Below are 23,779 nucleotides of genomic sequence, written 5' to 3' on the forward strand. Positions count from 1 at the left end.
CCTGGAGGCCCGCCCGGGTCTCCAGGCTCCCGCGAAAGGACGCGCCCTCAATGCAAGCCCCCTCCCAGCTTCACCAACGCTTGAACAACCGCCGCTTCACCGTCGCCAACAATGCCCAGGGGCTTTCCGGCTCGGGCACGGTGTTTCATTACCTTGTGGAGGGTGATGCCATCTCCAGCACTTACCAGGGCGGGCGCGTTCGCCTGGGCACGCAAGTGGGACGAGTGACAGGCCCGGACACTATCGAACTGCTGTTTCAGTGCCTGACCTTGGACGGTGAGCTGCTGTCCGGTTGGTCGCGTGGCACGGTCGGTTTGGATGTTGCCGGGGCTACCACGCTGAGCTTTGTCTGGGGTTGGTTGTCGGGGGCAACGGGAGGCGGGGAGTCAAGTTACGTTGAGCTTGCTGAGTGCGACAACCACTCCTAAGGCACAAACTCCACCCGCAACCCCCGACTCACACTGCGCCCCTGATCATCACTGACCCGCAACTGATACTCCCCCGACTTGCCCGGCCGCCAATTCAACGTGGTTTGCGGTGGCCCTTGGCCGATCAAGGTTTGATCGGCAAACCAGTACAGCGTCGTTGCATCGCTGGCGGCGTTGGCATTCAGCGGGATGCTTTCCTGGGGCTGGGACAGGCGCAGTTGATAGCTCACTTGGGTCAGCGGCGAGCGGATCTGCGGGGCTTCGCTCTGGTCGCTGAGGCGGTTGGGCTGGCAGTTTTTCATTACGGTTGGCGGGGTACGTCGCGGCAGGCCGGCGGCGCGGTACAGGCGTTGCACATCGCTGGGCCAGAATTCGAAGACTTCTTCGCGGGTGTATTGCGCGTCAAACGGCGGGCAGGCCGCCTTGCCGGTGCGGGTGTCGATCAGCACCGGGCGGTGCAGGTTCGACACGCGAATCGGCGATACGCCGGGGATGTACCAGGTCTTGCGGGTTTGCGGGCACCAGCGGTTGGGCAACTCGCCGGACGCGGCGCAAACATCAATGCGCACTAATCCGGCGGGCGGTTTGTCGGCTTTGATCACCACGTTGGGCAAGGCCAAAGGCAGGGCGTCGGCGATGCGGAAGAACAACGGCGCGGCGGTCTTGGCCCCGATGAAGGCTGGGTTTGGACGACCATCGAAGTTGCCCACCCACACCACCAGCACGTAGGGGCCGACCAGTCCTGCACTCCACGCATCGTGAAAACCCCAGGAAGTGCCGGTTTTCCAGGCGGTGCGCCAGTGACGTCCAGGCAGGCCATCCGGGCGTGGGTTACGACGCAGCATGTCGCGCACCATGAACGCTGCCTGGGGCGTCAGCAGTTGGGCGCCGGTGGTCTGGGGCTGTTCCTGCAAATAGCGCAATGGCCGCAGATGCCCATCACCGGCCAGCATCACATACAGCCGCGCCAGCTCTTCCGGGGTCATTTCACCACCACCGAGGGCCAGGGCCAGGCCGTAATGGCTTTCGTCACGCAGGCCTTTGATCCCGGCGCGTTGCAGCAGTCCGTATAAGGAAGGCGACTTGACCTGACTGGCGAGCCACACCGCCGGGATGTTGCGACTACGGATCAGCGCATCCCGCGCTGTCAGTGGCCCGACAAAACTGCCGTCGAAATTTTCCGGTTGGAAGTAGCCGAAGTTACTCGGCAGGTCCTTGAGGATGCTCATGGGGTGGATCACCCCTTGGTCCAGCGCCAGCCCGTACAGGAACGGCTTGAGTGTCGACCCTGGCGAGCGCCGCGACAGCACGCCATTGACCTGGCCGTGAAGGCTTGTGGATAAGTAATCCGCCGACCCGACCAATGCCTTGACGCTCTGGTCGCGGCTGTCGATCAAGATCGCCGTGGCGTTTTCCACACCCGTGCTGCGCCGTTCGGCGATGAAGCCGGTGATCAGACGTTCGAGCAATTGTTGCAGCGGCAGGTTGAGGGTGCTGTTCAGCTCAGTGCCGGGCTGGGATGCCAGCAGTTGCTCACTCAAATGCGGCGCAAGGAACGGGATGTGCTGGCGGTCGCGTGCTTCGAGGGGCAACTCCAGCAAACTGTCGTTACGCGGGTCCTGTGGATAAGTCTCGCGCCAGTCGTTCATCAAGCGCAGCCGGGCGTTTTGCAGCGACGGCCCGAAGCGCGCCCGCCGCCCTGGCTGTTGCGGGATCACCGCCAGCGCCAGGGCTTCGGACAATGACAGTTGCGCCGCCGACTTGCCGAAGTAGATATGGCTGGCCGCTTCGGCACCTTCGATATTGCCACCCATGGGCGCCAGGTTCAGATAGGCCTCAAGGATGTCGTGCTTGCTGTAGCGCGCCTCCAGCCACAGTGCCAAGGCCATCTGCTGCAACTTGCCCGGCACCTGGCGGGTGTTCAAGTCCCACAGGCGCCGTGCCAATTGCATGCTCAAGGTCGAGCCGCCCTGGCGCTGGCCACCGCTGTAGGTGGCCATGGCCGCGCGAAGCAACGCCGGGGGATTGATCCCCGGGTGCCAGTAGAAATTGCGGTCTTCCTTGAGCAGCAAGGCTTCGACCAATGAAGGAGAAATCCGCTCCAACGGTAGCCAAAGACGGTATTGCCCGTCATCCGCCAACGTCATGCGCAGCAGCGCGCCGTCATCGGCCAACACCACCCGCGATGAGGTCACGGCCTTTTCCAGCGGAGCGTGGGGCCACACCCGCAGCGCCACCAGGACCACCGCCGCTGCGAACAGCGGCAGTGTCAGTCGCTTAAGGCTTGGTAATTTCAAGCTGGCCTACTTTGCCGCGCCCTTGCAGGGTGGTTTCGTACATGCCCTCGGCGTAGGCCGGTGGCGTATTGAAGGTGCCCGCGTTGGTAGCGCGCACGCGGTAGACGAAAGTGCCTACATCGCGCAGCGCGGTACCGTACAGCACCACGCGATCATCGCGCACATCGACGTACTCCGGCTGCCAGTTGCTCAGCTCGGTTTCGCCGATAGGGGCTTGCCAGCTTTCTTCTTCCTGGCTGTCCTCTTCCACGTACTCGGACTCTTCGCCTTCCTCGCTGCTCGCGGCTTCTGGCTCCGGCGGCAAGTTATACACAGGCTCGACGCCACCCGGCAGCAGGTCGACCACGGCCACTTGCTGCACCTGGTCACGGTCGGTCGCGCGCAGACGCAGGCGCACCAGGAACTCATCGCCTACCGCGACCTTGCTCACCGGCTCGCCCTTGAGGTCGAGGTATTCGTGGATGATCTCCAGGCCATTGGTGATCGGCTTGAGTTTGGCGCCCTTGTCGAAACCGGCTTCGCTGAGCATGAAGAACGCCGCCGGGCCGTCGGATTTTTCCATCACCAGCTTCTGCGTGGCGCCTGGCACAGCGGCGCGGGGTGGCTGGCCGGCCATCTCCAGCAATTGCTGCTGCTTGTCCCCCAGCCAGGCGGTGGCCTTGAGCGTCATGTCGCTTTGCGCACGCTGGCCGTAGTTGTCCAAGGCGCGCAACAGCAGGGCGGCCGACAGCGAGTTGTAACGTTGCTCGTTGAGGCGCTTACCGAGTTTATCCAGCAGCGCTGTAGGCACATCGTCCATCAGCTCTGGGAAATGTCGGGCCAGCAGGTGCAGGTGTTCGGCGTCGTGCACCAGCGGGTCGTAGTACAAACCGTCGCTGTCCCACTTATCCACAAGCGAACGCCAGGGGATTTTGCGGAACAGTGTGTCAGCCTGGCGATCCTGCTTGAGCAGCTTGTAGCTGGCCGCCAGGTAAGCGGCGCCCAAGTCGTTCTGCCAACTATCCTTGAAGTAGCCCTCGTAGCGCTCGCGGATATCGCTCAAGGCGCCGCTTACCAGAATCCCCTGACGGCTTAGCAGGTAACTGGCGTAGGCGCGGTTGCGCAATTCCGACAGGCCTTCGCTGGGGCCATTGGCCAGGTCAGTCAGATACGCATTCGAGCGCACCAACAGGTCTTCCGGCACCGGCAAGCCGCGCTCCTTGGCTTCGATCAAGAAGTCGGTGGCGTACACGCTGGCGTACGGCGCCACGTCCGGGTTTGCTGCCCACAAACCAAAGCCCCCGGCCTGGTTCTGGCGCTGGCGCAGCATGCGCACTGCACTGCCGAAGGCCTGTTCGGCTTCGGGTGCGTTGCCGCCCCAGATCAACGCCGGCATGGCCTTGGACACCAGTTGCTCGGTGCAGGCGTAGCCGTAGTCGTCCAGGTAATGCTTGAGGCCGTTGGCCCATACCAGTGGCGAGGCCGCCACACCCAACTGTACGTCGCGCAGTTGGCTGAACAGCTCTCGGGTCGGCTTGAGCTCTTTGCTGGCGCTCTCAAAGCGACCCAGGCTCAGGGCGACGCGATGTTCGCTCAGTGGGCGGATCGAAGTGGTTTCGGCCACCTGGATACGTTTGCCGTCCGGCAGCACTGCGACAAAACGCAGGTCCGCCGACCCCAGAGTTTCACCGACCTTGATCTTGAACTCGGCGGTGCCTTCCTTGCGCGGTTGCAGGGACAAGGTGCCGCCCTTGTCGCCCTGTACCTTCAGGCCATCGCTGGTCTGCAGTTCAAACTTCACCTCTGCCGCCGCGTCGAGGTTGCTGAACACCCCGGCGCTGACGTTGAACACATCCCCCGGCGCCACAAACGCCGGCACGTTTGGCGTGATCACGATCGGACCGCGGACTTCGGTATTGGCTTCGCTGACGCCCACGCTGTCGCTGTCCACCGCCACTGCAAACAGGTGAAGCTTGCCGTTGAAGCTGTCCGGCACCTGGTAATGCAGCACGGTCTCGCCAGTTGGCAGGTCGACCAGTCCAGACCACCAAGCCACGGGCGGCTGGTGTTTACGCTTGAACGGGTTGAGGTGATTGGCCAGGGCGCCTTCCGTATCGCCACCGGGCGCTGCCCCACTGAGCAGACGGCTGAATTCCGGCAGGATCAGGTCAAGGATCTGACTGGTGCCTACTTCCAGCGCACGTTTCTGAAAGAAAAAGCCCAGCGGGTCCGGCGTCTGGTAGCGCGCCACTTGCAGGATGCCTTCGTCCACCGCGTACACCACCGCGCGGCCTGGGCGGTCGGCGTTGACCTTGATGTCGAGCATCTGCCCCGGCTCGATCTTCGCCGGGCCTTCAACCTTCAGCGCCATGCGCCGCGCATCCAGATTGATGCTGAAGGGCACCACGCCATAGGACAGAGGGCTCATGTACACCTCGGCCGAACCCATATCGCGCACAAATTGCACGTTGACGTAGGCATTGCCCTCAAGCCCCGCAGGCACGCGGATATGTTGCACGCTGTTGGTGCTGTCGGCCTTGAACCACTGCTGGGTGTAGACCTTGTCCCGCTCGATGGTGATCAAGCCGGCGCCGGTATACGGCGCGCGGATGCTGATGGCGATTTCATCACCGGTGGCGTAGCTGCGTTTATCCAGGCGCAGTTGCAACTCGGCATTGCGTTCCAGGGAGCGCGAAGTGTTGCCACGCCCGGCCACGCTGTAGTCGATCTGGTTGAGCAGATTGCCGTTGGCGTCCTTGAGTTGTACGGTGAAATCGCCCGGTGTGCCGGTGTTCAAGGCCTGCTTGGCGCCCTCCTTGGTCATCAGCAGCGGTGAGGCCGGCTGGCTGATGTTCTTGATGCGCGACTCGTACTTGTAGGTGCCGTTGGATTGTTTCACCAGCACCGACACATAACGGTGCTCGACCACCTCTGTAGTCAGGCCGTCCACCGCCAGGGGCGAAAGGTCCGGCGCGACGGCCAGCCATTGCACTTGGCGCGGCGCATCCTTGGCGACGTACGACAGCGAGTCCTGACTTTTCACACCCACAAGGTAGGGTGCGGACGACACCAGCAAGGCACTTTGCGCCGCCACATTGCGCCCGCCTTCGGCTTCGAACACCTGGCTCATCACCTGCAGGCGATAGGTGCTGTTGGCGAAGCGTTGCAGGTTGAGGTCGAGCACGGCCTGGCCGTTATCGTCGACGGTGGTTTCGGCCAGGTCTTCAGTGGTGGCGTCTTCCAGGGAGTCGTTGAGACGGAAACGGTAATCCGGGTAACGATCAAACGCAGCGAGTGTTGGGCTCAGGGACATTTTGGCGGTCACACGACGGCCGGACGCCGGGGCGCCAAACAGATGCATCGCGGTGACCTTGGCGACCACCTGATCCGGTGGGATCCAGCCCTGCACCGGCGTGTCGTGCAGGCTCAGGCTGACCTTCATGCGGTCCGGTTCGAAGTCACGGACCTTGAAGCTCACGCTGCCCAGGTCGGTGCGGGTCTGCTTCTGGCCGATCAACTGCAAGGTCGCGGTGTATTCCCCGGCGGGGGCGACTTCGCTGCTGGGGAAATCAAAGCTTTCAAAACCGCTGGCGGACAGCTTCAACGGTTGGCGAATCACTTCCAGGCCACGGGGGTCGGTGATTTGCAGTTCCACCGGCAGGCCCAGCAGGGCGCCTTTCCAGTTGCCGCTGCGCACGATCATGCCCAGGTGCGCGGTTTCGCCCGGACGGTACAGGCCGCGGTCGGTAAACAGGTAGGCGCTGAGGCGATCAATCGCACCGTCTTCTTCCAAACCGCCTACATCGAAGCGCGACAGATCCAGTTGCTGGGACTGACGGGCGATCGGCAAAAACGACTGGTCATTGCCGCGAGTGACCACATACATCAGCGGCGTTTTCTCACGGCGCAACTCATCCAGCTTGGCGAAGTGCGCGTGGCCTTCGGCGTCGGTGCGGCCACTGCTCACCGGCAGACCGTTACGCCCAATGATGTCGACTTGTGCATCGGACACCGGCGAACCATTGCCGATGGATTGCACATACACGTCATGGCTGCCATCGCTGGAGCGCTTGGCGATGATGCCCAGGTCCGTCACCACGATAAAACGCAAGTCGCTGGTGCTGCTGCGGTCGTACTCGAAGGTGCGCTGGGCCGGATCATCCTGCGGGCTCAGCTTGAGCACGAAAATGCCGCGCCGCCCGCCGTTGGCGGTGAGGTAGTGGCTGAGATCCACGTTGTCGTAGACGGTTTTCGCCGGGTCATTGGATGACAGCGGGATATCCAGCGATTGACGCTCGACCATGCGATCGAAGTATTCGTTGCCGAAGTTCGGCCGGGCAAAGCTGCCGCTGCTTTGGTCCACCAGGTGTTGCAATTGGTTGGGCAGCAGGCGAGCGATTTCCACATGGGCGCCAGGCACACCGCGGGCCATGAAGCCCAGGCGTTTTTCGCCGTTGAGGCTGAGCAAGGCGCCGTCAGACAGGAACTGCAGGGTGCGTGGGTAAGCCGGCATGCTGATCAGCGACGGCGTAGGATCCTTCGCCAGGTAGCCGCCGATGGCTTCCAGGTTGGCGGGCACGCGTACATACACCGCGCGGCCCGCCGGGGCCTTGAATTTGAAGGCATGCAGGGTGTTCAGAGGCTCGACGCTGGGCACGTGGGTCAGGTTGAGCTTGGTGCTGCGGGCGAGCAGGGCGTCGTCGATCTCGTTGCTGCTGTAGGGGCGCGTGTCGTCCTGGGCTTTTTCCGGCAACAACCAGGCCTGGACCTTACCGGCAATGGTCTCATCGGCTACCGCGCTGGAACTGCTGAACATCAACACCGGCTCTGGTTCACCCCGTGCGTTGTCGACAAAACTCACTTCGGCGCCGGTAAAGGTCAGGCGATAGCGCCCGGGCACGGTGACTTCCGCCACCAGCGGCGCGGTGCTGGCGTTGCCACCATCGCGGGCCTTGATGCCTTCGTCGAGCTTGGCGCTGACTGGCGTGCTTTCCAGTGGCGTGGCCAGGGCGGCGGAGCGCACGTAGGCGTTGAGTTTTTTCTCGTCGAAGGTGATTTCCGGGCGGTTGGGCAACTGGGCGTCGCGGTAAGCCAGGCCTTTGCCGAGGGTTACCGTGACGCGCTTGCGTAGGTTGTCTTCATCCACCGGGTGGGAAAAATGGAAGGTCGCCACCAACTGTTTCAGTGTCGGGTTGGACGGGTCCTGATACAGCTCGTTTTGCGCCAGGGTGGCGCGGAACGGTTGGGTGGAAAACTGCGTGCTGTATTGGTCCAGCAACACGCCATCCGCCAACAGGTTTTTCTTCGCCATATCCAAGGTGTAATGGGCGTCGATGGGCCAGTCTTTTTCCGGCACGAACAACAGGCTGCGGTCATCCGCCCAGCGCCAGGTGCCCGCCACCGCAGGTTTGAGGGTGATGCCTTCGGTGACCGGTTTGCCGATGGCCGACAACGGAGCCACGGATTCACCGAAACGCACCTGCAAGTTATCCACAACCGGGGTTTGCTGGGTGTAGTCGGTGAGGTTGGGTTTATGCAGCGAGTAGCTCGCGGTATGCGGCTGTGGCAGGTTGGAATACCAGTGCCAGCCGTAGAAACCAGCGGCGGCCAGCAACACCAGGCCCACTAAGCCGGCACCGGTTTGACGCGGATAAGCGCGCGCCTTGCTGCCCAGGTTCGCCAGTCCACGGCCGATGGCGCGCAGCCAGAACGGCGGATGCCATTGACCAAAGACGGCCCCCACCATAGTCAATAACGCACCGACAATACGGCGGCTGATCGCTTTGAACGAATCGAACATGGTGAGCATCCCTGGCTAAGTGCGGCGTATCTTACACGCGTCTTTGATACAAAAGATGACGCCGATACGCCGCACTGCTAGGCGTGTTGCACAAAAGTGAGGCGTACCGCAAAACCGATCAAAAGACTGCCGAATAGCCACTGCTGCACACGCTGCGCCGAGCGACTGCGTGCCAGCCACTGGCCGATGCGCGCGCCGGCCAGGGCGTAGCAACAGTCGAAGGCGAAACCGACCGCGACCAGGATCACGCCCAGCAACGCGAATTGCGCCGCCACGGGGCTGGCTTGCGGGTTGATGAATTGCGGCAGCAGCACCGAGCAGAACAGCAGCGCCTTGGGATTGAGCAGATTGGTCAGCAAGCCGCGTTGCAGTGCGGCACGCCAGGCGTGGGTTTTCAGGGTGGCGTTGGCCGTATCGAGCGTCGGCAGCATATTTGCCCGCAGGCACTGCACCCCCAGCCACAACAGATAGGCCGCGCCACCCAGCCGCACCACATCAAAGGTCCAGGGCGCCACTTTGAACAAGGTCGCCAAGCCCATGCCTGCCAGGGCCACATGGCAGGCGCGGGCCAGTCCCAGGCCAATCGCGGTGGTCAGCGCCAAGGCTTTGCCTTGGCGCGCGCCGGTCTGCAGCAGCAGGATCATGTCCGGCCCTGGCAGCAGATACGCCACCGAAAGAGCCACCAGAAACAACCAGAGTTCCGCCATGTTCCACCCCCTTGTGTGTTGGCCAATTCTAGGGCCGAAGGGCGGGGCAGGTGCTTGCGTAGTCAGCCAGAAAAGCGTCTAGTCTTGGCACTATCTGCCACTTATTACTCTGTAAGCCATCCACTTATGCCAAATCTGAAGCTCGATACTTTTGACCGCAAGATTCTCGAAGCCCTGCAACGCGACGGCCGCCTGAGCAATGTGCAGTTGGCGGACGAGATCGGGCTGTCTGCCTCACCCTGCCTGCGGCGCGTGCGGTTGCTGGAAGAAGCCGGTGTGATTCGCGGCTACCAGGCCACACTGGATCGGGATGAAGTGGGCCTGGGGATGATGGTGTTCGTGGGCGTGAAGGTGGAGCGGCATAACGACACCGAGGCCAATGCCTTTCGCGAGGCAGTGACGGCGCTGCCGGAAGTGATCTCGGCGTTCCTGGTGTCGGGGGAGTCGGACTTTCTGTTGCAGGTGGTGGTTCCGGATTTGCGCGGCTATGAGCGGTTCGTCACTGGTAGTTTGCTGAAGCTGCCGGGCGTGAGGGATATCCGCAGCAACTTCGCGATCCAGACCGTGAAAACCCCAGGCGCATTGCCGCTGGGGCATTTGCCAAGCTAATGACTGTAGGAGCCGGCTTGTTCAGGTCCACCAGTAGCGCACGAGGTGGAAGAAGATGGGCGCGGCGAAGCACACCGAATCCAACCGATCCAGCATTCCGCCGTGCCCTTCGATCATATGGCCCCAGTCCTTCACGCCCCGATCACGTTTGATCGCCGACATCACGATGCCGCCGGCAAACCCGAGCAGGTTGATCAGCAGCGCAATCAAGAACGACTGCCACGGGTTGAACGGTGTGGTCCACCACAGTGCCGCGCCGATCAGGGACGACAACAGGATGCCGCCGACAAAGCCTTCCACGGTTTTCGACGGTGACAGGTTCGGCGCGATCTTGTGCTTGCCGAACAACTTCCCACACACGTACTGCAATACGTCCGACAGTTGCACCACGATCACCAGGTAGGCAATCAGCAGCAGGTTGCGGCCTTCGTAGCCGGGGATGTCCAACGTCAGCAATGCCGGCACGAAGGACACGCAGAACACTGCGATCATCAAGCCCCACTGCACTTTCGACGCGCGTTCCAGGAAGTGCGTGCTGTCGCCACCCAGGGAGGCGAGGATCGGCAGTAGCAGGAATACGTACACCGGGATGAAAATCGAGAACAGCCCGTACCAGTCCGAGTAGATCAGCAGGTATTGCAGCGGCAGCGCCAGGTAGAACGCGGCCACCAGCGCCGGGTAGTCGCTGCGGCGGGTGGGTGTGAGGGTGAGGAATTCGCGCAGGGCGTAGAACGATACCGCATAGAACAGCAGGATCACCGCGCCGGTGCCGAGCCAGAAGGCAATGCCGATCACCACCACCATCACCCACCAGGCGTTGATGCGGGCGTTGAGGTTGTCGATGACGGCATTTGGGCTGCCACGGGTGCGCAGCTTGAGGATCAGGCCGATCAGCGAGGCGAGCACCAGGATGGCGCCGATGCCGCCGAACAGCATCAGGGTTTGGCTATCCATGTCAGACATGCTCCGGGGCAAGGGCGAGCAGGGCATCGCGGGTGCGGGTGAGAAAGGCAGTTTTGTCTTCGCTTTCTTCCAGTTGCAGCGGCGCGCCGAAGCTGGTGGTGCACAGCAGGGGCAGCGGCAGGACGCGGCCCTTGGGCATGACCCGGTTGAGATTGGCGATCCACACCGGGACCAATTCGGCCTGTGGGTAACTTTTCGCCAGGTGATACAAGCCACTTTTGAACGGCAGCAGGCCGTCTTCAAGGTTGCGTGTGCCTTCGGGGAAGATAATCAGCGAATCACCGCCTTCCAGAGCGTTGAGCATGGGTTGCAAAGGGTTATCCACAGGGTCCTTGCGTTCGCGGTCGATCAGCACGCCGTTGAACACGCGGTTAATGATGTAGCGGCGCAAGGCGCTTTTATTCCAGTAATCGCTGCCGGCCACCGGGCGCGTGAATTTGCGCAGGTTCTGCGGCAGTGAGGCCCACAGCAACACGAAGTCGCCGTGGCTGCTGTGGTTGGCGAAGTAGATGCGTTGCACCGGCACCGGCGCGCACCCCAGCCACAGGCTGCGGGCACCGGTGACGGTGCGGGCCATGGAGGTAATCAACGTGGCGACCACGGGTTCGAACATGGGGATTCCTTATCCGGCGAAAGGCAGCCAAGGGCTGGCGAGGATCACGCCCAGGGTCAGCAGCGCTTGCGCGCCCAGCAGCCAGGCTTGTTTGCGCAACAGTTTGAGCGCGCCACGACGGCGCTCGGTCCAGGGCCGGCCAATGCGCTTGGCCGATTGCAGGCCAAGGGTCTGCAAGGCCTGGTCGAGGTCCGGGGTGCGGTCGATATCGCGGGCCAGCAGGGCGAACAGATCGGCATCGAAGGCCACGCGCAATGCCCAGTACTTTTGCAGCAGCCCGAGGATAATCATCCACAGGCTCAGCAGCAGGCAGATCGGCGCAATACTCGCCATCAGCAGTTGAGCCAGGCCAAACGCGACGCCGACCAGGGTCAGGCCTGTGGATAACTGATCCAGCGAGCGACCACGACGCAGCAGGCTGGCGATAACCTGCAGTTCCATATCAGCGGGCATGGGGTAAACCCTCCAAAGCTTCACGGTGTGCGGGGTGCAGGACCACATCGGCCCGCGCTGTACGAATGATAGTCAGCGCATTCTCTATCGTCGCGGCGCGCCCGGTGTGCAGTAGCCAGGCCGCGACGGCGGTGGCGCTGCGCGAGTAGCCGAGAGCGCAGCACACCAGCAATGGGCCACTTGCGCGCAAGTGCTCGATGGCTTGCGCGGCTTGCAGGCATTCGGTGGGGCTCGGGGCAATCAGGTCCAGCACGGGAATCAATTGGTAAGCGCGGCCCTGTGGATTAATCGGCAATTCGGCACAGAGATCGACGATGGCCTTGAAGGGTTCTTGCTCGCTCGTTGTAGGAATACGCCCAAGCCAGACGTTATCCACAATCAGGTCGGGTTGTGGATGCTTGCGTGTCCACAGGCGCGAGTTGACCCAGGCGGCGGCCAGATAGGGTGCATAAAGCCAACGCGCGGCGGGCGTCAGTTGGCCGTCAGCGCGTTTCTGGAAGCCCGCAGCGCCGAGCACGAAGTAATTCGCTTTGATCAAGGCGAGGGAAACCGCAGGCCAAAGTATCCACAGCCATGCGCCACCCATCACCAATGCAAGGATCGCCAAGGCCAAGGCGCCTACGCCATAGCGCACACCCAACCGCCAGCGCTTGGGGTCCCGCGTCAGCCGTGCATTCAACAGTGGGCTCGTATTTTCCACCGGCCACAACCACACACACAGCCAACCGGCGAGGGCGCCTGTGGGTAAGTCGATAAAGTGATGTTGATAAGTGGTCAGCACCGAAATGCCGATCAACGCGAACCAGCCATGCACCAGCCAACGCCAGATTCCCTGGGTATGGCGTTGGTACATGACCCACAGGATCACCAGCAACGCGATATGCAGGGACGGCGCCTGGTTGAACGGCTTGTCGAACCCCGCCAGCACCGCAAACAGCCAGCCAAACACGCCGTCCAACTCCGGCCGCTCGAAGGTGAAGCGCAGCGGCCAGATCAGGAAGCAGCTCACGGCGATCACTTGGGCACTCAGCAAACGCAGCGCATGTTGCTTCAACTCATGCCGGGTGTTGGGCAGCAGCAGGGAGAACCCGTAGAGCAGGTCGATGGACCAGTAGGGCACGATGGTCCAGGCCCAGAACGGCATATGGGTTTCCCAGCCGAACACCAGCGTGCCGACGTCGCTGCGCTGGCTGGTGACCCAGGTGGCAAAGCCATAGGTGCTGAAAAACAGCGGCGCCAACAGCAGTAGCCACAGGAACGCAGGTTTCAATAAGCCGGGTTCGCGCATGCTCAGATCTTCTGTGCCAGGGACACCGTGAAAATGCCCCACTCATCCACTCGCTGGGTGATCTTGCGGAAACCGGCGGCTTCCACCAGTTGATCCATTTCCGCTTGGCTGCGGCGGCGCATCACCCAAGCCTGGCCCTGGCGGTGGCTGGTCAGTGCGCGTGCGATCAGCTCCAGTTGCGGGTGCCATGGCTGGCCGGTGTAGACCAGATAGCCGCCGGGCTCTACGGCCTCAGCGAGGCCCGCCAGCGAACCGCCGACCATGCCGTTATCGGCAAACAGCTCATACAACCCGGACACCACCGCCAGCGTCGGCTTGGGGTCCAGTGCCGCCAGGTCCAGACGGTCGAATGCGTCACCTTTGACGAACTGCGCAATATCCCCCAGGCCTTTCTCGCGAATCAGCGCGCCACCGTCACGCACGTTGATGTCGCTGTAGTCGCGCAGCAGGATCGATTCCGGCAGCGGCGACACACCCTGCAAGGCTTCCAGGATGTAGCGGCCATGACCGGCGGCGATATCCACGATACGCACTTCGCGATCTTCTCCACGCAACTTGGCCATCGCCAGGCGCAGGAGTTCCTCCACATTCAGCTTGCGCTGGCGAATGCCGCGCCAGCCGATGGAGTTGAGGTAGTTGGTGTCGATCATCCGTCCCAGCCCGCCCTTGCCGGTGGGCGTGTTGCGGTACACATAGTCCAGGGTGCTGCCGGAGTCGAAACCGGTGTCGAAGCCCAGCTTCACACCGTCCGACAGGTTCTTGCCCAGGCCCATGCTGGCGCGGGTCATGCGCCAGTACAGGTCGCGCAAGGAGTTGCGCGGTAGCGGCGCGGCGAGGGCTTCGGACTCGGCGCAGGTGGCGCCCAGCTTGTCGGCGTCCAGCAGTGACGCGCGGTCCAGCGGGTGTTCGAAGTTCTGCAGGATGAAACGCCGGGCGCTGCTCACCGCAGTGGCGCGCTCGCGTTCGCCGAGGGTGTCGTGGAAGAAACCGGGGAGAATGTGCAGCTCTTTTTTCAGGCTGCCGAGGCGGTCGAAAAATTGCTGCTGGGGTTTGCGGTGCACCACAAAGTCCGAACCCGAGATCAGCAGTTGCGTCGGCACTTGGATCGCCTGGGCATCGGCGACAACCCGGTCGGCCGCTTCGTACAGGCCGAGCAGCACATTCACCGAAATGGCCTTGGTAATCAGCGGATCGCTGTCGTAGGACGCCACGCGCTCCGGGTCATGGCTGAGGAACTTGGCCTTGACGTAACTGTTGACGAAAAAGTTGCCACGGAACTTGCGCATCAGCGCCAGGCCTGGCCGGGCGAATGGCACGTAGAGCTTGACCTTGAACGCGGGGGACGCGAGCACCAGCGCGCGAATCTTCGGCGCGTAGTCGTGCACCCACGTCGCGGCAATCACCGCGCCGACGCTTTGCGCAATGACGGCGAAGTTGTCTTCCTCGATGCCATAGGTGGTGCCGATGTGGTCGCAGAAAGTCTGCACATCACGGGCGCTGGTGGCGAAGCTGGGGCTGTCACCGCGCTCGCCGGGAGACTGGCCATGGCCACGGGCGTCCCAGGCGAAGAAATCAAACTGCGGGAGGTTCAGCTCATCCACAAGGTGGGCGATACGTCCCGAATGCTCATGGCCGCGATGGAACAACACGATTGCCTTGCGCGGCCCGGTAGTCTCCGTGGCCGGCCAGTGCCGGTAGAAAAGCTCGACGCCGTCGTGGGTAGTGAAGGTGTGCTGTTGCTGTTCGCGCATCGCAAAAATCCTTATGCAATCGGTGAGGTTTCTTGTTGTTCTTTGAGGCCCTGACGCACTCGGTTGACCAAGGTGTAGGCGAGCAGGGCGGCCACCAGCCACATCACCGCGTCGACCCAACCCGCGCCCAGCCAGCCCAGAGCCACGCCGGTGGCCAGTACGCCGAGCACGAACGCGCGATCGCTTTTGCCCATCGGCCCGTCATAGCGTCGCGATGCGCCCACCATCGGCCCCAGCACGCCGGCGTATTCGCTGAACACCGCCAGTAGCGCCACCAGCAGCACCGGCGCCAGGCTCACGCCGGGGATCAGTGCAAACGGCAGGATCAACGCGCTGTCGGCGATCACATCACACAGTTCATTCAGGTAGGCGCCCAGGCGCGACTGTTGGCCGAATTCACGGGCAAGCATGCCGTCGATAGCGTTGAGCGCCATGCGCAGGATCATCCACAGCGGGATCAGCGCAAACAGCCACAGGTGTTGGGCGAAGCTGGCAATCAACAGGCCGACCAGCAAGGAAATCACGCCGGCCAGCACGGTGATTTGGTTGGCGGTGGTGCCATTGTCATAGAGGCGCTGCACAAGAGGGCGCAGCAAGTTTTGAAAACGCGGCTTGAGCTGATAGATCGAAATCATGGGGAGTGACGCTTCCTTGTCCGTGGACCCGCGAAAAACTGTTCTGGAGTGTGCCCGATTCTTTGTGGCCTGCACCAGTGATGGCGCGTGTTTCTGGGGGTTTAGTCACGATATCGAACGCGCTGAAGAACAAATGTGGGAGCGGGCTTGCTCGCGAATGCGGTGGATCAGCCAACTATTAAGTGACTGACACTCTGCATTCGCGAGCAAGCCCGCTCCCACAGGGAATTTGCGTTGTATTCGAACAAAAATTTCACGCTCCGTGTTATATCGTAACGAATCATGTACAGGCGGGCGTTGAGTGGATGCAAGTGGATCTGGAAGCTGACGGCGCTTCGGTGGAAGGCCTTCCACGTTTTCAACAGGGGCTGTTCCATGCCCGCCGATTGCGCCAGGCCGGTATCAGCCTGACGGTGTTGGCTGTTGCCGGCTGGGTGCTGGCGCTGTTTGTCGCACTGTTTGCGCCGCTGTCGATCTGGCCGGTGGTGCTGATCAACTGTGCCTCGGCGTTGCTGCTATTGGTGGCGGGTTTGCAATCGGCGTGGTGGGTGGCGGATTGGCGTGCCCAGGCGTTGGAAGAACCGACGGTTGATGTGCCGGTTGAAGACGCAAGCCGGTACGCGCGGCTTGTGGAGCGTTTTGGCAAACAGATCGGTACGCCGGTGTTGTGGCTCGGCGGCTGGTCGTTGCTGGCGCTGGTCAGCATTGTCGAGTTCTGGAACCTGGCGCTGCCCGCCGCACCGGTCGGTCAATCGGCAAGCATCGGCGCCGCGCTGGCGTTGGGATTGGCGTTTGGTTTGCTGGTGTTTGAACGCCGTCTGGCCCAGGAGACCGCCGCGCAATGGCCGGAAGCCTCGCAACTGGCGCAGTTGAGCCGAGTAGCGATTATTTGCCTGGTGGTCAGTGCGGTGTGTCTGCTGTTTGCCGGGGCTAACTCAGTCTGGCCACTGAGGTTGGCTGTGTTGATCGGTTTGCTGCCGGCCTTGGTCTCGCTCGAATTTCTATTAAGAGCCGTGCTGTCCCTCTTCAGCCCACGCCAGCCACGCCTCGAGCCGCGCCTGATGGCGCAAAGCTTTATCGCCGGATTGTTACGCTGGCCGCCGCAACCCTTGCTCGCATTGCAACATGAATTGCACAACCGCTTCGGCATCGACCTGCGCCAGATCTGGGCATTTACCTACATGCGCCGGGCGTTCCTGCCGGTGTTGCTGGTGGTACTGGCGGTAGGCTGGGCGCTCACTGGCGTGCACGAAGTGCCCCTGCAAGGCCGTGGGATCTATGAACGTTTCGGCAAGCCGGTGCAGGTCTTCGGCCCTGGCTTGCATGCGGGATTGCCATGGCCATTGGGCCGCGTGATCAGTGTGGAAAACGGCGTGGTGCATGAACTGGCCACCAGCGTCAGCGAAGCCGCTACACCGGAGCTGGCGCCTGCCGAAGGCCCAGCCCCGCTGATCGCCAACCGCTTGTGGGACGCCAGCCATGTGAATGACAAGTCCCAGGTGATCGCCAGCAGTAGCGGCGACAAACAGAGCTTCCAGATCGTCAATATGGATGTGCGGTTCGTCTACCGCATCGGCCTCACCGACCAGGCCGCGCTCGCCGCCACCTATAACAGCGCGGACGTGCCGACCCTGATCCGCAGCACCGCCAGCCGCATCCTCGTACATGACTTCGCCTCGCGCACCCTCGACGAATTGCTCGGCGAACAACGCACCAGCCTGGCCGACGAAATCGGACGCGCCGTGCAGGCCGACCTGCAAAAGCTCGACAGCGGCGTGGAAATCCTCGCCACGGTGGTGGAGGCGATCCACCCGCCGGCCGGTGCCGCCAACGCTTACCACGGTGTGCAGGCTGCACAGATCGGCGCCCAGGCCCTGATCTCCCGCGAACGCGGCGCGGCCAGTGAGCAAACCAACCAGGCGTTGCTGCAAGCCAGCACCGCCCGCGACCAGGCCACGGCCACGGCCCGCGAAGTGAACGCGGGCGCGCAAGCGGCCAACCTGCGCTTCACCGCTGAACAAAAGGCCTACGCCACCGCCGGGCAGGCGTTCGTGCTGGAACAGTACCTCGGCCAACTCAGCCAGGGCCTGGCCCACGCCAAGCTGCTGATTCTGGATCATCGCCTGGGTGCCGACGGCGCACCGACGATCGATCTGCGTTCTTTTACCTTGCCGGCCGATCCTTCGGTGCCGCGTAAAGCCGTTCAATAAGGAGTCTGTCTGTTGAGCGCTCATTCTCACGATCACGGTCATCATCACGGCCATCACCACCACCATCATCACGGTGACGACCAAGCGGCCGGCCCGTTCCCCTGGCGGCGTATGGCCTGGGCGCTGTTGCTGGTGCTGTTTGCGGTCGCTGCCGCCAGCCTGGTGCAGGTGCGTTCCGGCGAGGCCACGGTGATTACCCGTTTCGGTAACCCGTCGCGGGTGTTGTTGGAGCCGGGCTTGGGCTGGCGTTGGCCGGCGCCGTTCGAAGCGGCGATCCCGGTGGATTTGCGCCTGCGCACCACCTCCAGCGGTTTGCAGGATGTGGGCACCCGCGATGGCCTGCGGATTATCGTGCAGGCCTATGTGGCCTGGCAGGTGCAGGGCGACGCAGACAACGTGCAGCGTTTCATGCGCGCTGTGCAGAACCAGCCGGATGAAGCGGCGCGGCAGATTCGCACCTTCGTGGGTTCGGCGCTGGAAACCACGGCCGCCAGCTTCGACCTGTCCAGCCTGATCAACACCGATGCCAGCCAGGTGCGCATCGCTGATTTCGAAGCGCAGTTGCGCCAGCAGATTGATCAACAATTGCTCACCACCTATGGCGTGCGCGTGGCCCAGGTCGGCGTTGAACGCCTGACCTTGCCATCGGTCACCCTCACGGCCACCGTCGACCGCATGCGCGCCGAGCGTGAAACCATCGCGACCGAACGCACCGCCGTGGGCAAGCGTGAAGCCGCGCAGATCCGCTCCGCCGCCGAGCGTGATGCGCGCATCGTGCAGGCCGATGCCACGGTGAAGGCTGCCGATATCGAGGCCCAGTCGCGGGTCGAAGCGGCGCAGATTTATGGCCGCGCCTACGCGGGTAATCCACAGCTGTACAACCTGCTGCGCTCTCTGGATACCTTGGGCACTGTGGTCACGCCAGGCACCAAGATTATCCTGCGCACCGACGCGGCGCCGTTCCGCGCCTTGGTGGACGGTCCGAAGGACGTCCAGCCATGATCGAGCGTGACAGCCCGGACAGCCCATGGATCCAGGCCGGGCGCCTGACCTTCCTGGCGTTGTACGCGGTGACGGTATTGGCGGCGTTGGCCTGGGCGTTTTCCAATGTGCGCCAGATCGACCCGCAGAACCGTGCGGTGGTCCTGCATTTTGGCGCACTAGACCGTATCCAGAATGCCGGACTCTTGCTGGCATGGCCGCAGCCCTTCGAGCAGGTGGTGCTGCTACCGGCAGCTGATCGGGTGATCGAACGCCGGGTGGAGAACCTGCTGCGCTCCGACGCGGCGCTCCAGGCCGACCGTGTAGCCAGCTTCGCCACGCCCTTGAGTGATGCGCTGGCCGGTTCCGGTTACCTGCTGACTGGCGATGCCGGCGTGGTGCAACTGGATGTGCGGGTGTTCTACAAAGTCACTGAACCCTATGCCTTTGTGTTGCAGGGCGATCATGTGCTGCCGGCCCTGGATCGACTGGTGACGCGCAGCGCGGTGGCCCTCACCGCGGCGCGGGACTTGGACACGATTCTGGTGGCGCGACCTGAACTGATCAGCACCGACAACGGCGCCGCCGAGCGCCGTGAGCGGTTGCGTGGCGACTTGGTGCAAGGCATCAACAAGCGCCTGGTGGAATTGGCTTCCACAGGCTTGGGATTGGGTATCCAAGTGACCCGTGTCGATGTGCAATCGAGCCTGCCGGGCCCGGCAGTCAATGCGTTCAACGCCGTGCTGACGGCCAGCCAACAAGCCGACAAGGCCGTGGCCAACGCGCGCACCGACGCGGAAAAACTCACCCAGACCGCGACCCAGCAGGCCGACCGCCTGGTGCAAGTCGCCCACGCCCAGGCCAGCGAACGCCTGGCCAACGCCCAGGCGCAAACCGCAACCGTTGCCAGCCTGGCCCAAGTTAAAGACCCGGGTTTGCTGCTGCGTCTGTACCGCGAGCGCTTGCCGAAAATTCTCGGCCAGGCCGATTCCGTGACCACGGTCGATCCTAAAGACGACTCCCGTTTGATCATCCAGGGAGCCGAACAATGAGCGCACCCATGCTGACCTCCGCCGAACAGCGCAGCGCTGCCCGGCAATTGACCCTGGCCATGCTGGCCTTGGGTTTGCTGGTGCTGGGCCTGGTATGGCGCTGGCTGGCGCCGGACCAGACCGGCGTGAGCCAACTGCTGCTGGGCGTGGCGTCGTTGCTGGTGGCGGTGCCGGTGATGCGTTCGGCTTGGTACAGCCTGCGGTTTCCGAGCCTGCATGGCATCACCGATCAACTGATCGCCCTGGCGATGCTCGGTGCCTGGGCCACAGGGGACCTGCTGACGGCGGCGTTGCTGCCGATCATCATGATCTTCGGCCATGTGCTGGAAGAGCGCAGCGTGATCGGTTCCCAGGAAGCGATCCATGCGTTGGGCAAACTGACGCGCAGCCATGCGCGGTTGGTGCAGGCCGACGGCAGCATTGTTGAAGTGGATAACGGCACGCTGAACACCGGCGATGTGGTCGAGGTGCGGGCCGGTGACCGGGTGCCGGCCGATGGCGTGGTGTTGTCGGGCCAGGCGAGCCTGGACACGGCGCCGATTACCGGTGAGTCAGTGCCGTTGGAAGCCAGTGTGGGCGTGCAGGTGTTTGGCGGGGCGATCAACCTGGATGGCTTGCTGCGCCTGCAAGTGACGCGCACGGGCAATGAGTCCACCTTGGGCAAGGTGATTGCGCTGATGCAGAACGCCGAGCGCGCCAAGCCGCCGATCACGCGGCTGCTGGAACGCTATGCCGGCAGCTATATGGTGCTGGTGTTGTTGCTGGCGGCGGTGACCTGGTTTGTAACCAACGACGCCCAGGCGATGCTCGCGGTGCTGGTGGCGGCGTGCCCGTGCGCGTTGGTGCTGTCGGCACCGGCCACGGCGATTGCCGGGATCGCGGTGGCGGCGCGGCATGGGATTCTGATTCGCAGCTCGGCGTTTCTGGAGGAGCTGGCGGACCTGACCTCGTTGGTGGTCGACAAGACCGGGACGCTGACCTTCGGCACCCTGCGCCTGCAATCCATCGAAACCACCGCGCCGGATCGGCAAGTGCTGCTCAATCTGGCAGCCAGCCTGGGCTCGGCGAGCAGCCATCCGGTCAGCCGGGCGTTGGCGGGGTTGGCAACGCAGGAACAACTGCTGGCGTTGACGGATATTCGTGAGCGCCAGGGGCTGGGCGTCGTGGCGCAGACCGATCAGGGCGAAGCGGCCTTGGGTCGGCCGGAGTTGTTCGAGCAACTGGGCATCGTCACCACCGCTGTACCGAACCACGATGGCCCCATCGCCGGGCTGGCGCTGAATGGGCAGTTCCTCGCCTGGTTGCTGCTGGCCGACAGCGTCAAGCCGGAGGCTCGCCAGGCCCTGCAAGAACTGCGTGACCTCGGTCTCGGTCGCCAACTGCTGCTTACCGGCGATCGTCAAAGCGTGGCCAACAGCCTGGCGCTGGAGGTAGGCATCAGCGATGTCGAAGCCCAGGCCCTGCCGGAGGACAAGCTCAACCGAGTGTTGGGTGAGATCGGCAGCGGCTTCCGTCCGATGGTGGTGGGCGACGGCATCAACGATTCCCTGGCGCTCAAGGCCGGTGTGGTCGGCGTAGCCATGGGCGCGGGCGGGGCGGATATTGCCCTGGCGTCGGCGGACGTGGTGCTGATCGGCAGCGACCTGCGGCGCCTGGGCACCTGTGTGCGCTTGAGTCGCCAGTGCCGGCAGACCTTGCAGGTCAACGTGATCATCGGCCTGGGTTGGACCTTGGCCATTGTCGTGTTTGCTGCGTTTGGATGGTTGGGTGCGGCGGGCGCGATGATTGCAGCGGTGTTGCATAACCTCAGCACCTTGCTGGTACTGGGCAACGCCGGGCGATTACTGCGTTTTCAGGAACCGCTTTTGAAGCTCGAGGAATAATCTTCAGAAATTTTTGTACAGCGCTGTAACGCGCATGAGGGACCTCACTCTAGTGGTGTGTCGAGACTGAACAATCCGTTCAGACCGACACCCTTACTGATCTCTGAGGACTACAAAAATGAACATCAAAAACGCCGTTTCCGGTGCTGCTCTGGCCATCGCTGCCGCCACCATGTTTGCCGGTGTCGCCACCCAGGTACAGGCCGCCGACGCTACTGTTCATTGCTACGGCGTGACCTCCTGCAAAGGCATGAACGACTGCAAGACCGCCGAGAACGCCTGCAAAGGCCAGGCTGTCTGCAAGGGTCATGGCTTCAAGGCGATGACCAAGGCTGCCTGCGATGCTGCTGGCGGAAAAGTCGGCGAGTAATCGCAAGCCGAGTGCAACCGCAGCGGGCCTTCAAGCCGCTGCGGACACTTTCCAGGAGTCTACATGCCTACCTCTTTCTCCTCTCTGGGTTACGGCCTGGGTTTACGCAACGAATACTATGAGCAGATCCTTGCGCAATCCCCTGCGGTGGATTGGTTCGAAGTAATCTCCGAGAATTATCTGGTCCAGGGCGGTAAAGCCTTGTATTACCTGGATGCGATAGCCGAGCGTTATCCCTTGGTCATGCACGGTGTCTCCCTGTCCATCGGCGGGCCGCATGCCTTTGATACCGATTACCTGAAGCAGATCAAACAGCTCGCCGAGCGTATCCAGCCGGCGTGGATTTCCGATCACCTGTGCTGGAGCCGCGGCAGCGCCCACCAGTTGCATGACCTGCTGCCGCTGCCTTACACCGAAGAAAGCCTCTACCACGTGGCCGCCCGTGTGCGCCAAGTGCAGGACGTGTTGCAACGCCCGTTGGTGCTGGAAAACGTCTCCAGTTACGTGCGTTCGAAAGCGGACGAATTCACCGAATGGGAATTCCTCAATGCCCTGGTCCACCTGTCGGGCTGCCAGCTGTTGCTGGACGTTAACAATGTGTATGTCAGCTCGCGCAATCATGGTTTTGACGCCTGGACGTTTATTCGCAACCTGCCATCGGATAGCATTCGCCAGCTACACCTGGCGGGGCATATGGACTACGGCGACTACGTAGTCGACACCCATGACCATCCCGTGTGTGATCCGGTGTGGGCGCTTTATCAACAGACGCTTGAGCACCTGGGACCTGTGTCGACGCTACTGGAGCGAGACGACCATTTTCCACCCTTTGAAGAGCTGCTCACCGAGCTGAGCAAGGCCCGTGAACTGGGTGCGACGGCCCTGGCCAGGAGGCCGTTATGCGCCTGACCGATTGGCAGTTGGCCTTCGAACAGCATCTATTAGCCGACACACCGAGTGCCCGCAGTGACTTCGCCGCCACGTTGCTGGGCGGACCGACGCTGGATGTGGACACGGGCCTGGCGATTTACCACAACGCCTACCTCTCACGGTTGCAAGAAGTCTTGCGGCATGACTTCAGCGCCCTCCTTTATTGGCTGGGTGATGACGAGTTTGCCGCGTTGACCGAGGCCTACCTGCGCCGCTACCCCTCGGCTCATTACAGCCTGCGTTGGCTGGGCGAGCGTTTCCCGGCGTTTATCCTTGAGCATCTGGTGGCGGAGCAGAGTGCGCCATTGGCGGAGCTAGCGCGTTTGGAATGGGCGTTTACCCTGGCATTTGATGCGCCGCAGGGCGAACCGCTGACGCTGAACGACATGGCGTCGTTACCGCCGGAGGCGTGGCCGGTGTTGCAGGTTTCCCTGGCGCCGACGGTGCAACCGCTGCTGTGCCAGTTCAACAGCGTAGCGATCTGGCGCGCCAGTAAGGACGAATCCGACTTTCCCGACAGCCAGGCACTGGCCCCGGCGCAGACGTGCCTGGTGTGGCGCCATCAGAATGTCTGCCATTACCGTAGCCTGGAGCCCGCCGAAGCCTCTGCCTTGACAGGAATGGCGACCACCGGTTGGAGCTTTGCCGAACTGTGCGCCGAGTTGGCAGTCACTCATGCAGAGGGTGCGCCACTGCAGGCCGTCACATGGCTGAAGCAGTGGGTCCAGGACGGGTTGCTCGAACGTCGAGCCCCATAGAGGAGCGCTATCAAATCGATAGCCTCCTACTTTGTCTTTGGATGGTCTAACCTCTCAGCAGACGTCTGAAAC

At 62.6% G+C, this 23,779-nt stretch carries 18 protein-coding genes; 9 read left to right on the forward strand and 9 right to left on the reverse strand.

The genetic code is table 11. The features are described 5' to 3' along the window. The first annotated feature begins 50 nt into the window (after positions 1 to 50). Positions 51 to 428, forward strand: a complete 378-nt coding sequence (locus tag WH299_RS09870) for a hypothetical protein (RefSeq protein WP_126569407.1) — start codon at positions 51 to 53, stop codon at positions 426 to 428. On the opposite strand, the gene pbpC is transcribed toward WH299_RS09870, so the two are convergent. The 3 genes from pbpC to WH299_RS09885 form a co-directional block, all read right to left on the reverse strand. Further along, positions 425 to 2,725, reverse strand: a complete 2,301-nt coding sequence (gene pbpC, locus WH299_RS09875) for a penicillin-binding protein 1C (RefSeq protein ID WP_339550172.1) — start codon at positions 2,723 to 2,725, stop codon at positions 425 to 427. The genes WH299_RS09870 and pbpC overlap by 4 nt on opposite strands. Beyond that, the gene (locus tag WH299_RS09880) at positions 2,706 to 8,504 is read right to left on the reverse strand and encodes an MG2 domain-containing protein (RefSeq protein ID WP_339550173.1); all 5,799 of its coding nucleotides are present in this window, start codon (positions 8,502 to 8,504) and stop codon (positions 2,706 to 2,708) included. The genes pbpC and WH299_RS09880 overlap by 20 nt, the downstream gene beginning before the upstream one ends. A gap of 77 nt (positions 8,505 to 8,581) precedes the next feature. Beyond that, positions 8,582 to 9,211, reverse strand: a complete 630-nt coding sequence (locus tag WH299_RS09885; protein WP_122730015.1) for a LysE family translocator — start codon at positions 9,209 to 9,211, stop codon at positions 8,582 to 8,584. Positions 9,212 to 9,346: 135 nt separating this feature from the next. On the opposite strand from WH299_RS09885, the gene WH299_RS09890 reads away from it, so the two are divergent. Beyond that, on the forward strand, positions 9,347 to 9,820 hold the full coding sequence (locus WH299_RS09890) for an Lrp/AsnC family transcriptional regulator (RefSeq protein ID WP_323623044.1): 474 nt from the start codon (positions 9,347 to 9,349) through the stop codon (positions 9,818 to 9,820). A gap of 21 nt (positions 9,821 to 9,841) precedes the next feature. Here the strand turns inward: WH299_RS09890 and WH299_RS09895 are convergent, their stop codons facing one another. Genes WH299_RS09895 through WH299_RS09920 form a run of 6 tightly spaced genes read right to left on the reverse strand, consistent with a single transcriptional unit; the run spans position 9,842 to position 15,523 of the window. Then, on the reverse strand, positions 9,842 to 10,774 hold the full coding sequence (locus WH299_RS09895) for a phosphatidate cytidylyltransferase (protein WP_010207670.1): 933 nt from the start codon (positions 10,772 to 10,774) through the stop codon (positions 9,842 to 9,844). A gap of 1 nt (position 10,775) precedes the next feature. Beyond that, a complete protein-coding gene (locus WH299_RS09900) occupies positions 10,776 to 11,396 on the reverse strand; it encodes a lysophospholipid acyltransferase family protein (RefSeq protein WP_122730013.1) in 621 nt (206 codons plus the stop codon). A gap of 9 nt (positions 11,397 to 11,405) precedes the next feature. Next, entirely contained in the window at positions 11,406 to 11,849 is a 444-nt protein-coding gene (locus WH299_RS09905) for a hypothetical protein (protein WP_339550174.1), read from the reverse strand. After that, positions 11,839 to 13,137: a phosphatase PAP2/dual specificity phosphatase family protein gene (locus WH299_RS09910; protein ID WP_122730009.1), complete on the reverse strand. Its 1,299-nt coding sequence runs from the start codon at positions 13,135 to 13,137 to the stop codon at positions 11,839 to 11,841. Before WH299_RS09910 ends, WH299_RS09905 begins: the two co-directional genes overlap by 11 nt. Positions 13,138 to 13,139: 2 nt before the next feature. Further along, positions 13,140 to 14,888, reverse strand: a complete 1,749-nt coding sequence (locus WH299_RS09915; RefSeq protein ID WP_339550175.1) for a bifunctional alpha/beta hydrolase/class I SAM-dependent methyltransferase — start codon at positions 14,886 to 14,888, stop codon at positions 13,140 to 13,142. Between the two features lie 11 nt (positions 14,889 to 14,899). Then, positions 14,900 to 15,523, reverse strand: a complete 624-nt coding sequence (locus WH299_RS09920) for a CDP-alcohol phosphatidyltransferase family protein (protein WP_061434689.1) — start codon at positions 15,521 to 15,523, stop codon at positions 14,900 to 14,902. A gap of 305 nt (positions 15,524 to 15,828) precedes the next feature. Between WH299_RS09920 and hflK (WH299_RS09925) the strand changes: the two genes are divergently transcribed. From hflK (WH299_RS09925) to WH299_RS09955, 7 genes are all read left to right on the forward strand, one after another. Beyond that, a complete protein-coding gene (hflK, locus tag WH299_RS09925; RefSeq protein ID WP_126569411.1) occupies positions 15,829 to 17,733 on the forward strand; it encodes a protease modulator HflK in 1,905 nt (634 codons plus the stop codon). Between the two features lie 9 nt (positions 17,734 to 17,742). After that, entirely contained in the window at positions 17,743 to 18,735 is a 993-nt protein-coding gene (hflC, locus tag WH299_RS09930) for a protease modulator HflC (RefSeq protein WP_164393884.1), read from the forward strand. Continuing rightward, entirely contained in the window at positions 18,732 to 19,766 is a 1,035-nt protein-coding gene (gene hflK / locus WH299_RS09935; RefSeq protein WP_339550176.1) for a protease modulator HflK, read from the forward strand. The genes hflC and hflK (WH299_RS09935) overlap by 4 nt, the downstream gene beginning before the upstream one ends. After that, on the forward strand, positions 19,763 to 21,649 hold the full coding sequence (locus tag WH299_RS09940) for a cation-translocating P-type ATPase (protein WP_061434685.1): 1,887 nt from the start codon (positions 19,763 to 19,765) through the stop codon (positions 21,647 to 21,649). Before hflK (WH299_RS09935) ends, WH299_RS09940 begins: the two co-directional genes overlap by 4 nt. Before the next feature lie 118 nt (positions 21,650 to 21,767). Further along, a complete protein-coding gene (bufA2, locus tag WH299_RS09945) occupies positions 21,768 to 22,019 on the forward strand; it encodes a BufA2 family periplasmic bufferin-type metallophore (RefSeq protein WP_028618561.1) in 252 nt (83 codons plus the stop codon). 63 nt (positions 22,020 to 22,082) lie between these two features. Beyond that, complete coding sequence (gene bufB, locus WH299_RS09950) at positions 22,083 to 22,928, forward strand: MNIO family bufferin maturase (RefSeq protein WP_339550177.1); 846 nt, start codon at positions 22,083 to 22,085, stop codon at positions 22,926 to 22,928. After that, positions 22,919 to 23,707, forward strand: a complete 789-nt coding sequence (locus WH299_RS09955; RefSeq protein WP_123478416.1) for an HvfC/BufC N-terminal domain-containing protein — start codon at positions 22,919 to 22,921, stop codon at positions 23,705 to 23,707. The genes bufB and WH299_RS09955 overlap by 10 nt, the downstream gene beginning before the upstream one ends. Positions 23,708 to 23,779: the final 72 nt, after the last annotated feature.

The sequence above is a fragment of the Pseudomonas sp. MYb541 genome (assembly GCF_037479595.1).
Taxonomy (GTDB): Bacteria; Pseudomonadota; Gammaproteobacteria; order Pseudomonadales; family Pseudomonadaceae; genus Aquipseudomonas; species Aquipseudomonas canadensis.

What these genes read in the sequence shown, in the direction of transcription:
- WH299_RS09870 (WP_126569407.1), top strand. Translation starts at nt 51, where the DNA reads ATGCAAGCCCCCTCCCAGCTTCACCAACGCTTGAACAACCGCCGCTTC.
- WH299_RS09880 (WP_339550173.1), bottom strand. Translation starts at nt 8,504, where the DNA reads ATGTTCGATTCGTTCAAAGCGATCAGCCGCCGTATTGTCGGTGCGTTA.
- WH299_RS09885 (WP_122730015.1), bottom strand. Translation starts at nt 9,211, where the DNA reads ATGGCGGAACTCTGGTTGTTTCTGGTGGCTCTTTCGGTGGCGTATCTG.
- WH299_RS09895 (WP_010207670.1), bottom strand. Translation starts at nt 10,774, where the DNA reads ATGGATAGCCAAACCCTGATGCTGTTCGGCGGCATCGGCGCCATCCTG.
- WH299_RS09900 (WP_122730013.1), bottom strand. Translation starts at nt 11,396, where the DNA reads ATGTTCGAACCCGTGGTCGCCACGTTGATTACCTCCATGGCCCGCACC.
- WH299_RS09905 (WP_339550174.1), bottom strand. Translation starts at nt 11,849, where the DNA reads ATGCCCGCTGATATGGAACTGCAGGTTATCGCCAGCCTGCTGCGTCGT.
- WH299_RS09910 (WP_122730009.1), bottom strand. Translation starts at nt 13,137, where the DNA reads ATGCGCGAACCCGGCTTATTGAAACCTGCGTTCCTGTGGCTACTGCTG.
- WH299_RS09915 (WP_339550175.1), bottom strand. Translation starts at nt 14,888, where the DNA reads ATGCGCGAACAGCAACAGCACACCTTCACTACCCACGACGGCGTCGAG.
- WH299_RS09920 (WP_061434689.1), bottom strand. Translation starts at nt 15,523, where the DNA reads ATGATTTCGATCTATCAGCTCAAGCCGCGTTTTCAAAACTTGCTGCGC.
- hflK (WP_126569411.1), top strand. Translation starts at nt 15,829, where the DNA reads ATGCAAGTGGATCTGGAAGCTGACGGCGCTTCGGTGGAAGGCCTTCCA.
- hflK (WP_339550176.1), top strand. Translation starts at nt 18,732, where the DNA reads ATGATCGAGCGTGACAGCCCGGACAGCCCATGGATCCAGGCCGGGCGC.
- WH299_RS09940 (WP_061434685.1), top strand. Translation starts at nt 19,763, where the DNA reads ATGAGCGCACCCATGCTGACCTCCGCCGAACAGCGCAGCGCTGCCCGG.
- bufA2 (WP_028618561.1), top strand. Translation starts at nt 21,768, where the DNA reads ATGAACATCAAAAACGCCGTTTCCGGTGCTGCTCTGGCCATCGCTGCC.
- bufB (WP_339550177.1), top strand. Translation starts at nt 22,083, where the DNA reads ATGCCTACCTCTTTCTCCTCTCTGGGTTACGGCCTGGGTTTACGCAAC.
- WH299_RS09955 (WP_123478416.1), top strand. Translation starts at nt 22,919, where the DNA reads ATGCGCCTGACCGATTGGCAGTTGGCCTTCGAACAGCATCTATTAGCC.